This window comes from Serratia symbiotica (assembly GCF_000821185.2).
GTDB classification, from domain to species: Bacteria; Pseudomonadota; Gammaproteobacteria; order Enterobacterales; family Enterobacteriaceae; genus Serratia; species Serratia symbiotica.
Genome location: NZ_CP050855.1, coordinates 167,312 through 178,190, shown reverse-complemented (window position 1 = coordinate 178,190; position 10,879 = coordinate 167,312). Strand labels below are relative to the sequence as shown.

The 10,879-nt window shown below is 52.2% G+C and carries 10 protein-coding genes; all 10 read right to left on the bottom strand.

Translation table 11 applies throughout. The features are described 5' to 3' along the window. Position 1: 1 nt before the first annotated feature. Positions 2-1,132: a dTDP-4-amino-4,6-dideoxygalactose transaminase gene (gene rffA / locus SYMBAF_RS00935; protein WP_040264485.1), complete on the bottom strand. Its 1,131-nt coding sequence runs from the start codon at positions 1,130-1,132 to the stop codon at positions 2-4. Beyond that, positions 1,119-1,850: a dTDP-4-amino-4,6-dideoxy-D-galactose acyltransferase gene (gene rffC / locus SYMBAF_RS00930; protein WP_040264486.1), complete on the bottom strand. Its 732-nt coding sequence runs from the start codon at positions 1,848-1,850 to the stop codon at positions 1,119-1,121. Before rffC ends, rffA begins: the two co-directional genes overlap by 14 nt. Then, positions 1,828-2,709 (bottom strand): glucose-1-phosphate thymidylyltransferase RfbA, encoded by an 882-nt coding sequence (rfbA, locus tag SYMBAF_RS00925; protein ID WP_040264487.1) that lies wholly within the window; start codon positions 2,707-2,709, stop codon positions 1,828-1,830. Before rfbA ends, rffC begins: the two co-directional genes overlap by 23 nt. A 54-nt stretch (positions 2,710-2,763) precedes the next feature. Continuing rightward, the gene (rffG, locus tag SYMBAF_RS00920; RefSeq protein WP_040264488.1) at positions 2,764-3,831 is read right to left on the bottom strand and encodes a dTDP-glucose 4,6-dehydratase; all 1,068 of its coding nucleotides are present in this window, start codon (positions 3,829-3,831) and stop codon (positions 2,764-2,766) included. Next, positions 3,828-5,090, bottom strand: a complete 1,263-nt coding sequence (gene wecC, locus SYMBAF_RS00915; protein ID WP_040264489.1) for a UDP-N-acetyl-D-mannosamine dehydrogenase — start codon at positions 5,088-5,090, stop codon at positions 3,828-3,830. The genes rffG and wecC overlap by 4 nt, the downstream gene beginning before the upstream one ends. Continuing rightward, complete coding sequence (wecB, locus tag SYMBAF_RS00910) at positions 5,087-6,217, bottom strand: non-hydrolyzing UDP-N-acetylglucosamine 2-epimerase (protein WP_040264490.1); 1,131 nt, start codon at positions 6,215-6,217, stop codon at positions 5,087-5,089. Before wecB ends, wecC begins: the two co-directional genes overlap by 4 nt. Positions 6,218-6,302: 85 nt before the next feature. Continuing rightward, entirely contained in the window at positions 6,303-7,358 is a 1,056-nt protein-coding gene (gene wzzE, locus SYMBAF_RS00905; protein WP_040264491.1) for an ECA polysaccharide chain length modulation protein, read from the bottom strand. Between the two features lie 36 nt (positions 7,359-7,394). After that, positions 7,395-8,474, bottom strand: a complete 1,080-nt coding sequence (gene wecA, locus SYMBAF_RS00900; RefSeq protein WP_082026885.1) for a UDP-N-acetylglucosamine--undecaprenyl-phosphate N-acetylglucosaminephosphotransferase — start codon at positions 8,472-8,474, stop codon at positions 7,395-7,397. 300 nt (positions 8,475-8,774) lie between these two features. Continuing rightward, positions 8,775-10,034 (bottom strand): transcription termination factor Rho, encoded by a 1,260-nt coding sequence (gene rho, locus SYMBAF_RS00895; protein ID WP_006709376.1) that lies wholly within the window; start codon positions 10,032-10,034, stop codon positions 8,775-8,777. A gap of 400 nt (positions 10,035-10,434) precedes the next feature. After that, a complete protein-coding gene (gene trxA / locus SYMBAF_RS00890; protein ID WP_040264493.1) occupies positions 10,435-10,761 on the bottom strand; it encodes a thioredoxin TrxA in 327 nt (108 codons plus the stop codon). Positions 10,762-10,879 lie beyond the last annotated feature (118 nt).

Sequence of the window (10,879 nt, the reverse complement as noted above, 5' to 3'; positions counted from 1 at the left end):
ATCAGGCGAAGAAGCCCAGAACGCTATTGATCACCCTGTATTGATCGGCATCGGACAGCGTGTAGAACAGCGGCAACCGCACCAGACGTGCGCTTTCCTGGCTGGTGTAGCGGTCTTCACCAGCGAAACGACCGAACTGCTCACCGGCAGGGCAGGTATGCAACGGGATGTAATGGAATACCGACATGATCCCGGCTGCTTTCAGGGAGTCGATAAAGGCCGTGCGGTCTTCGATATCACGTAGCTTGATATAAAACATATGCGCATTGTGCACGCAAGCTGCCGGGATGCTCGGCAGTGCAATGCGGCCAGCTTTGACCAGTGGCAGCAAGCTGTCATAGTATTGCTTCCATAACGACAAACGGCGTTGATTGATACGGTCGGCGGCTTCCAGTTGGCCCCACAGATAAGCTGCTTGCAGATCCGACATGAGATAGCTGGAACCGATATCACGCCAGGTGTATTTATCCACCTGACCACGGAAGAACTGACTGCGGTTGGTGCCCTTCTCACGGATAACTTCTGCCCGGTCAACCAGCGTCGGATCATTCACCAAAATTGCGCCACCTTCACCCCCAGCGGTGTAGTTTTTGGTTTCATGGAAGCTGAAACAACCAATATGGCCGATAGTGCCAAGCGCCTGGCCTTTGTAGGTAGACATCATGCCCTGCGCGGCGTCTTCCACCACTAACAAGTTATATTGCTGCGCCAACGCCATGATGCTGTCCATCTCGCAGGCAACACCGGCGTAATGCACTGGAACGATGACGCGAGTGCGCTCGGTGATCGCCGCTTCAATTTTGCTTTCATCGATATTCATGGTGTCTGGGCGCACATCGACAAACACCACGGTAGCACCGCGTAGCACAAAGGCGTTGGCAGTAGAGACAAAGGTAAAACTCGGCATGATCACTTCATCACCCGGCTTAATATCCAACAGCATGGCTGCCATCTCCAGCGATGCGGTGCAAGACGGTGTTAGCAGCACCTTCGGGCTAGTGAAACGCTGCTCCATCCACTGCTGACAGCGGTGAGTAAAGCCACCATCGCCGCACAATTTGCCGCTGCTGATGGCAGCCTGCATATAATCAATTTCAGTGCCAACAACCGGTGGGGCATTAAATGGGATCATGTCTACCTCTATAAAACCAATACGCGGTGCTTCCAATAACGGCATCATGCCGCTGATAGAGCCGTAATGCAGCGATATTACTAACCTGGGTGGTCACCCGCAGGCGTTGCACACCCTGTCGCACGCATTGTGTGATGGCCGCAGTCATTAACCTTGAGCCAATCCCCTTGCCTGTTCCCCCCGGATATGCCGCCAACAGGCCGATGCGCGCTTCTTGAGCCGCGATATCCCGCAAACTGACAAAGCCAACTGGTTGTCCCTGATCGTCGAGCGCCAACAGGCACTGGTGGTCAAACCGTCCCAGCACGGCTTTTTCGATCCAGACCGCATAAAAACGCGCGCAGTCAGCGCTGTCGTACCACGGGGCACGGAATCTGCTGGTGGCGAATACCTTTGCCGCCGCTACCCGCAACTGAGGAATATCTTTGGGCGTTGCCATACGCACCCCAGGCAACGGCGCGGTCTGTGTTGCAGTAGGTTCAGCAGCAATGTTCAGTGCCAGCTCAACCTCCCCTTCAACCAACCGGAATCCCAATGCTGACAGTGCATCGACCAGTTCCAGGCGATGAGCAGGAACCTTGGCTTGCACACGTTCGAATGCATTCAAATCGGCCTCAGTGAGCCGCTCGGCCGTTTCGTTGAAGTGTAATTTGGCGCTGTTAAGCCGGAAGAATTCGCTCTCCCAACTCAGTGACTCAATATTGGCGTGGACGTGCATGCAATAAATCCAGTAAGTAATTGCCGTAACCGGTTTTGACCAGCGCCTGAGCCGCACACTGCACAGCATCATCGTCCAACCAGCCATTACGCCAAGCGATCTCCTCCAGACAGGCAATTTTGAACCCTTGACGCTTTTCTACCGTTTGTACAAAGCTGCTGGCTTCCAACAGGCTATCGTGAGTGCCGGTATCCAGCCAGGCAAACCCACGCCCAAGTAGCTCGACGCTCAGTTCACCGCGATCCAGATACATCTGGTTAATACTGGTGATTTCCAATTCACCACGGGGTGAAGGTTTGATCTGCCTGGCGAACTCCACCACCTGAGCATCGTAAAAATACAGGCCGGTCACCGCCCAGTTTGACTTCGGATTGACGGGCTTTTCCTCAATCGACAAGGCGCGATAATTATCATCAAACGCTACCACGCCGAATCGCTCAGGATCCATCACCTGATAGCCGAATAGGGTTGCGCCAGTAGTGCGTGCCGCGACGCTTCTTAACTTGGGGCTGAACCCTTGACCAAAGTAAATATTGTCGCCCAGTACCAGGCAACTGGGTTCTCCGGCCAGGAAGGTTTCGCCAATCAGAAACGCTTGAGCCAATCCATCGGGGCTGGGTTGTTTGGCATAGTCAAGATGAATGCCAAACTCTTCACCACTACCCAGTAAACGCTTGAAGGAAGGCAGATCTCCTGGGGTGGAAATAATCAGAATATCCCTGATCCCGGCCAGCATCAGCACAGACAGCGGATAATAAATCATCGGCTTATCGTAAATCGGCAGCAGTTGTTTTGATACGCCACGGGTAATAGGATGCAAGCGAGTACCCGATCCGCCAGCCAGAATAATACCTTTCATACTCACTCCAAAACCCACTGTGCTCACTTGACGGTAGCGCAGCCTTAGATTTATTTAGTCGGATAGGCCCAAGCGTTCACCGCTATAAGAACCGTCCTGGACGCGACGCCACCAGCTCTCATGGTGCAGATACCAGGAAACTGTTTTGCGGATACCGCTTTCAAAGGTTTCCTGCGGTCGCCACCCCAGCTCGCGCTCGATCTTCCCGGCGTCAATAGCGTAATGCATATCGTGGCCAGGGCGATCCTTGACGTAAGTAATCAGGTCGCGATAGTTTGCTACGCCCTGGGGTTTGTTCGGTGCCAGTTCTTCCAACAGATCGCAAATGCTGTACACCACTTCACTATTCTTGCGCTGGTTATGGCCCCCGATATTGTAGGTCTCCCCCACCACGCCGCTGGTAACCACTTGGTACAACGCGCGCGCATGATCTTCCACATACAGCCAGTCACGCACCTGTGCGCCATCGCCGTACACCGGCAGTGACTTGCCAGCCACTGCATTCAGGATCACCAACGGGATCAGCTTTTCAGGGAAGTGATAAGGGCCATAGTTATTGGAGCAATTGGTGACGAGGGTCGGCAAGCCATAGGTACGCAGCCAAGCACGCACCAGATGGTCGCTAGAGGCTTTGGAGGCCGAATACGGGCTGCTTGGCGAGTAAGGCGTGGTTTCGGTAAACAGCCCGTCTGTGCCGAGCAGATCGCCATACACTTCATCGGTAGAAATATGGTGGAAGCGGAATCCCGGCTTCTTATTTGCACTCAGTGGCTGCCAATAATGGCGTGCCGCTTCCAGCAGGGTATAAGTGCCGAGCACATTGGTTTCAATAAACGCCGCAGGGCCATCAATGGAACGATCAACATGGCTTTCCGCCGCCAGGTGCATCACCTTGTCTGGCTGATACTCAGCAAACACCCGATCCAGCGCCATGCGATCACAAATATCCACCTGCTCAAAAGCATAGCGCGCGTTATCAGCCACTGGCGCTAGCGACTCAAGGTTGCCAGCATAGGTAAGCTTATCAACCACTACCACGCTATCGGTGGTTGCATTGATAATATGCCTTACCACTGCTGAGCCGATAAACCCCGCTCCGCCAGTAATCAGGATACGTTTCAACGCCACACTCCTTTAGTATCAACAACCCAGGTTTGTTTTATCTCTTCTGGTTTAATGGCCTTGAATTGCTGGTGATCGACCAGCATCACCAGCACATCCGCCTGCAGCAGTGCACCAGCCATGTCTTGCAGAGTGACATCGCCCGCCAACGATTTCGGCAGTTGCTCAATATGGGGTTCCACCACCAGGGTCGCCCCCACATGCCAGTCGGCGATCATATGTGCCACTTCCACTGCTGGGCTTTCTCGTAGATCGTCGATGTTCGGCTTGAAAGCCAAGCCAAAACAGGCGATTTTCACCTCAGAAGCACGCTTGCCAGTGGCTGCCAAACAATCCGCCACCGCCGCCTTCACGCGATCAACCACCCAACGCGGTTTACCGTCATTCACCAGGCGGGCAGTACGGATCAGGCGAGCCTGCTGCGGAGCCTGCGCTACGATAAACCACGGGTCGACGGCAATACAGTGCCCCCCCACGCCAGGGCCTGGTTGTAGGATATTTACCCGTGGGTGGCGGTTCGCTAATGCGATCAGTTCCCATACGTTGATGCCCTGATCAGCACAAATCAATGATAATTCGTTGGCAAAAGCAATATTCACATCACGGAAACTATTTTCTGTCAGTTTACACATCTCTGCGGTACGCGAATTAGTGAGCACGCACTCACCTTCGAGGAAAATCTTGTACAGTGCGCTGGCGCGTTCGGCACATTTTGGCGTCATACCGCCAATGACACGGTCATTTTGAATCAGCTCAACCATCACTTGCCCAGGCAGTACACGCTCTGGACAGTAGGCAATGTTCACATCAGCCGCTTCACCGACCTGCTGCGGGAAGCTGAGATCACGCCGTGCTTGCGCCAGCCACTGCGCCATCTGTTCAGTAGCGCCCACCGGTGAGGTAGATTCGAGGATCACCAGATCGCCTTGCTTTAGCTCCGGTGCCAGCGATTTCGCCGCCGCCTCAACATAGGACAGATCCGGCTGATGATCGTCTTTAAACGGCGTTGGCACCGCGATCAAAAACGCGTCTGCCGCCAGCGGTTTGGTCACCGCCTGTAGGAAGCCTGCGTTAACTGCATCCTTAACCACGTTATCCAGATCCGGCTCTACGATATGGATCGCGCCACGGTTAATGGTGTCCACTGCATGCTGGTTGACATCTACGCCCACCACTTTCTTCCTGCGGGAAGCAAACGCTGCCGCCGTTGGCAGACCGATATAACCCAGGCCGATAACCGAAATAGTGTTAAAACTCATAGCATTACCTGATGATTCTTTAGCGTTGCGAGGATACGTTGACAAGCATGCCCATCTCCATAGGGGTTATGCGCCCGGCACATGGCGAGATATTCGTTCTTATCCGTCAATAGCCGGGTTACCGCATCGACAATTTTTGCTACATCAGTACCTACCAGGTGCACCGTACCCGCATCTACCGCTTCCGGGCGCTCGGTGGTGTCGCGCATCACCAACACCGGCTTGCCTAACGATGGCGCCTCTTCCTGAATGCCGCCTGAATCGGTCAGGATCATATAGGCGTTGGTCATCAGATAGACAAACGGCAAGTAATCCTGCGGATCGATCAATATGATGTTGTCGATGCCTTTCAGGATGCGGTTGACCGGCTCGCTGACGTTCGGGTTAAGGTGCACCGGGTACACCACCTGCACACCCGGATGATGACGGGCGATCTCCGCCAGTGCACTGCAAATGCGCTCAAACCCGCTGCCAAAGCTTTCGCGCCGGTGCCCAGTCACCAGGATCAGCTTTTTGCTGGCGTCCAGAAACGGATAACGCTGCGCCAAACTGGCACGCAATTCGGTATCGCCCAACACCCGGTCGCGTACCCAAAACAGCGCGTCGATCACCGTATTGCCAGTAACGAAGATATGATCGTCCGGCAGTAGCTCCCGCAGCAGGTTCTGGCGTGAGTTTTCCGTCGGCGCAAAATGATACATCGCCAAGTGGCCAGTCAGCTTGCGATTGGCTTCCTCCGGCCACGGTGAGTAGAGATCACCGGTGCGCAAACCCGCTTCCACATGCCCAACCGGGATACGCTGATAGAATGCCGCCAGACTGGTCGCCAGCGTGGTGGTGGTATCACCATGCACCAACACCACATCCGGCTTGAATGCTTCAAGTACACTTTTCAAACCTTCCAGAATACGGCAGGTGATTTCACTCAGCCCCTGTCCAGGCTTCATGATGTTCAAATCGTAATCCGGTGTTATGTCAAATAGCCGCAATACTTGATCCAGCATCTCCCGATGCTGAGCTGTCACGCAGACTTTTGATTCAAAGGCTTCATCCTGAGCCAAGGCATGTACCAGTGGTGCCATTTTAATGGCTTCTGGCCTGGTGCCGAAAACAGTCAACACTTTCACGGTGGATCTCTTTTGGTCGGTTAACCGCAGGTGTACCTGCGAATTGGACGTTTACGCGCCGATCAGCGAATTATAATATTACTTTTTATGCGCAGGGCCGACGCGCCAAAGTAATGCCTGCGCCAACCAAAGCGCCCATTGCGCCCCAAAGAATCAGCCAAAATACCCGCCGTGGACTATCACGTTTCACCGGTTCTTCTGGCGTGCGTAAATAACGGTAAGTCTGAAACTTTTCGTCCAACACGGGGCCAACGCTCAGTGTTGTCAGCATAGCGCGGTTCTGGTCGTAATCCAGATCGTGGGCTGGGCCGGTGGCTTGCAAACTTTCCAAACGCGCCTGTAACATTGGCTTACCCAAAAGGAACAAATCGGAATCTGGCAACTGTTCAGCGGGTGTGTCAGTCGTCTGCGGGCGTTTGATGCCCTGTGTTTCGGCAATTCTCAGCGCCTGCTGGAGGGTGTTCAGCTCGCGTTTGTAGACTGCTTCCGCCACGGTTTCTTGACGTTTGACCTGCGCCTTTATTGAGGTGACACGCGCAGCCCAAGTGCCTTGGATCTCTTTATTCAGATGAGAAGCCGCGCGCTGGCTGGCGAAAGCCACATATTGGCGCAGCAGGTGGTTAGCATCCGCCGCCGTTTCCGCTGTCAGCTTCACGCTGTCGTTTGGCGTCTTTTTGTCGTCACGCGGCGTGAACTTGATGTTGTTGATCAACTCGTCGAGCGTAGCCGCATCGGCACGAGTCACCCCTTCCTGGCGTTGTTTGTAATAATCGCTTTGCAACCAGAAATCACGGCGCGTATCGTAGGACGCCAATTGCATAATGAATTCATTATAAGCTTCTTCAGCAATGCCCAATGGTTCGTTGGCGGAGGCTGGCAACGCGCGTAAATCCAAATTACGCAGGAACTGCTGCTGTGAATAATAGCCCCTTAGCGCATTCACTGTTGGCCGATCAGTGATGGCGACTGCACTCCATTCCTGTTTAACCAGATAAGACACTATCAGCGCAACCGTTGCAAACAATGCCGCAATACCGATAATCCATGGTTTACCGCACCACAAAGTACGATACAGGCCACGGATATCAAGTTCGTTATCCATCACCGGGGGGGTCTTGTCAGACGTTTTTTCTGGATTCATCACTGCCCAAAAGCCTCTGGTTAAGATATTTGATTATTATCGAGAATGCCGCAAACGGCGTTTGATACGCTTAATGTAACGTGCAATGCGCCAGGCACGCTTGATGCAGTAACCGTACAGGAAAAAAGCAAGCAAAAATAATACCAACATAACCCACTCGGGAACAAAACTCAGTCGCTCGCCGATCACGCCGATGGCCGCCAGCAGCACTGCCACCAGGGTAATCAAAACGAAAGCCTGCCGTGGCGTGAAGCCAGCACGCATGATAAGGTGGTGAATATGTTGACGGTCGGGGGAGAAAGGACTCATCCCTTTGCGTAAGCGCCGATACATGATCGCAACCATGTCCATCAGCGGTATAGCGATAATCCATAAAGCGGTAACGGGAGTGATCGAGGGAACATTCCCCTGCGAGCTTTTCACCAGCAGCCAGATGGTGGTGAAACCGATCAGCGTGCTGCCAGCATCCCCCATAAACACCTTGTAGCGGCGCCCCAGAATGCCCAAGTTGAGCAAAATATAGGGAACAATGGCGGCGATCATGGCGAAACACCAAAACGCCAGTTCAGCATGGCCGCTCAGATACAGCAGAATGCCCAACGCGCCAAACGAGACGCATGATAACCCCCCCAGCAGGCCGTCAATGCCATCAACCATGTTAAAAGCATTGATGGCCGCCCACACTGCAAACAGCGTCACCAGATAACCCAATGGCCCCAACTGCATTTCCCAGTTGCCCAACACATGTCCGAAACTGCGCAGGTAAAGCCCGGCGAAAATCATCATCACAATGCCAACCAGCGCCTGAACCAGCGCCCGGATCTTAACGCTAATATCAAAACGGTCATCCAGAGCGCCAACAAACACTAAAATACCTGCACAAGCAAGATAGAGTTTGCCGTGTGCAATCGGTTGTTCAGCGATCAAGAAGGCAAAGCACAAGCCAGCGTAAACGGAGATACCACCAACCAACGGAATCAATCCCTGATGACGTTTGCGGTAGTTGGGTTTATCAACCAGACCAATACGTTTTGCTGCTTTACGAGCAACAAAAAGAAAAGCCAAGGAAAACAGAAAAACAAATAGAATCTCAGTACTCATAGTGAGTAAGTTCACAGTTAACAGATCTCTGTAGAAGATAAGGCAGCTTAACTTGAGCAACAAGACAAGTTGTGCCATGGTTCCCACTATCTTTCAGCCATTTCCTATGACAACAGCGATTCATCCTCATTCCTTTTGCGGTTACCTAATGAATCAACAGCAACAAGGTGGCAAACGACAAAATGTTGACCACCATCAGGATGAGTTCCCGATAAATCGCAGAAACAACTTACTTTTCCAATACTGCTACTTATCGTATCCGCCAGAAGTGAAAAACGCCACGACTCGGCGTGGCGTTCTGCGAATTTTACAGAATTATGAGCGTTTCATCATATCGAAGAATTCATCATTGGTTTTGGTCATTGCCAATTTATTAATGAGGAACTCCATCGCATCGATCTCGCCCATTGGGTGGATGATTTTACGTAGTATCCACATTTTCTGCAATTCTTCAGAGGTAGTGAGCAACTCTTCTTTACGCGTACCAGAGCGATTGTAGTCGATAGCCGGGAACACGCGCTTCTCGGCGATTTTACGCGCCAGGTGCAATTCCATGTTGCCAGTACCTTTAAACTCTTCGTAGATAACTTCATCCATTTTCGAACCGGTATCGACCAGTGCGGTGGCGATGATGGTCAGGCTACCGCCTTCTTCAACATTACGCGCCGCACCAAAGAAACGCTTAGGACGATGCAGAGCATTAGCATCCACCCCCCCCGTCAGTACCTTGCCTGAAGCAGGTACTACGGTGTTATAGGCACGCGCCAGACGGGTGATAGAGTCCAGCAGGATGATCACGTCTTTCTTGTGCTCCACCAGGCGCTTGGCCTTCTCAATGACCATTTCTGCTACCTGCACATGCCGAGATGCTGGCTCGTCGAAAGTCGAAGCGATCACTTCGCCTTTCACCAGACGCTGCATTTCGGTCACTTCTTCTGGACGTTCGTCGATCAACAACACCATTAGGACGCAATCTGGGTGGTTGTAAGCGATACTTTGCGCGATGTTCTGCAACAACATGGTTTTACCGGCTTTTGGCGGCGCAACGATCAAGCCACGCTGACCACGGCCAATCGGCGCTGCCAGATCCAATACACGCGCTGTCAGGTCTTCGGTCGACCCGTTGCCTCGTTCCATCCGCAGACGGGAATTGGCGTGTAACGGGGTTAAGTTTTCGAACAGGATCTTGCTACGGGCGTTTTCCGGTTTATCATAGTTAACCTCGTTAACTTTCAACAGAGCAAAGTAGCGCTCGCCTTCTTTTGGCGGCCTAATTTTACCGGAAATGGTGTCACCTGTGCGGAGGTTGAAACGGCGTATTTGGCTAGGGGATACATAGATGTCATCAGGGCCGGCGAGGTAGGAACTATCTCCAGAACGGAGGAAACCAAATCCATCCTGCAATATCTCCAGCACGCCATCGCCGAAGATATCTTCTCCACTTTTCGCATGCTGCTTCAGAATGGAGAAAATAATGTCCTGCTTACGCATGCGGGCCAGGTTTTCCAGCCCCATATTTTCGCCGAGAGTAATCAGATCAGAAACTGGCGTATTCTTTAATTCGGTAAGATTCATAGTGGTGGGTTCTTAAACTCGGGGTATGTCTCGAACTTTTATCGTGAATGGTATGGCAGCGTGATACGTGCCTGTTTACTGGACGTTCGATCACCGCGTGCCGAGCTATCGCGGTAAGAAATGGCTTACATCGGGCGCACGCATTGCGTTGATGGTTTAAGATCGAAAGTACCTTAAAATTGATTTTGCAAAACCGCTTGATCGCTAAAACGCGGGCCAGGCTCATTTTACTTTGGACACCAGTGGTTCAACACAGAGTAAAGCTTAGATTCAAATTCTTTAGATTTAAAACTTCGGGCAAGTTCTATTTGCAGTGTGGTTAAACTTAACACGCTTCTTGGCAAGCGTCTAGCGATGAATTGAACATCGCTAGACGCCTGATATTGGCTTTCTCACCTGATTACAAATTTGCGTTCAGAAAATCTTTAAGCTGACCTTTGGACAACGCGCCAACCTTGGTCGCGGCCACCTCACCGTTCTTGAACAGCAACAACGTAGGGATACCACGGATACCGTACTTGGGGGCGGTCGCCGGGTTCTGATCGATATTCAGCTTGGTGATGGTCAGTTTGCCGGCGAATTCTTCGGCAATCTCATCCAGAATCGGGGCAATCATCTTGCACGGCCCACACCATTCAGCCCAGAAATCGACCAGTATTGACCCTTCAGCTTTTAGCACGTTGCTATCGAAGCTATTATCAGTCAGGTGAATAATTTTATCGCTCATGTTCTACTCCACAGGATTAGGTCTACCTTGTTGGTGTAGCATTAACCAACTCAAGGTGATTTCATTTCACCGCGTTTATTTCAACGGATGTGCTTTGGTAAAGCAATAGTTAGCTGAT

Bases quoted from the DNA above. Each gene is read 5' to 3' on its own strand.
- rffC (WP_040264486.1), bottom strand. From the start codon at position 1,850: ATGCACGTCCACGCCAATATTGAGTCACTGAGTTGGGAGAGCGAATTC.
- wzzE (WP_040264491.1), bottom strand. From the start codon at position 7,358: ATGAATCCAGAAAAAACGTCTGACAAGACCCCCCCGGTGATGGATAAC.
- wecC (WP_040264489.1), bottom strand. From the start codon at position 5,090: ATGAGTTTTAACACTATTTCGGTTATCGGCCTGGGTTATATCGGTCTG.
- rfbA (WP_040264487.1), bottom strand. From the start codon at position 2,709: ATGAAAGGTATTATTCTGGCTGGCGGATCGGGTACTCGCTTGCATCCT.
- trxA (WP_040264493.1), bottom strand. From the start codon at position 10,761: ATGAGCGATAAAATTATTCACCTGACTGATAATAGCTTCGATAGCAAC.
- rffA (WP_040264485.1), bottom strand. From the start codon at position 1,132: ATGATCCCATTTAATGCCCCACCGGTTGTTGGCACTGAAATTGATTAT.
- rho (WP_006709376.1), bottom strand. From the start codon at position 10,034: ATGAATCTTACCGAATTAAAGAATACGCCAGTTTCTGATCTGATTACT.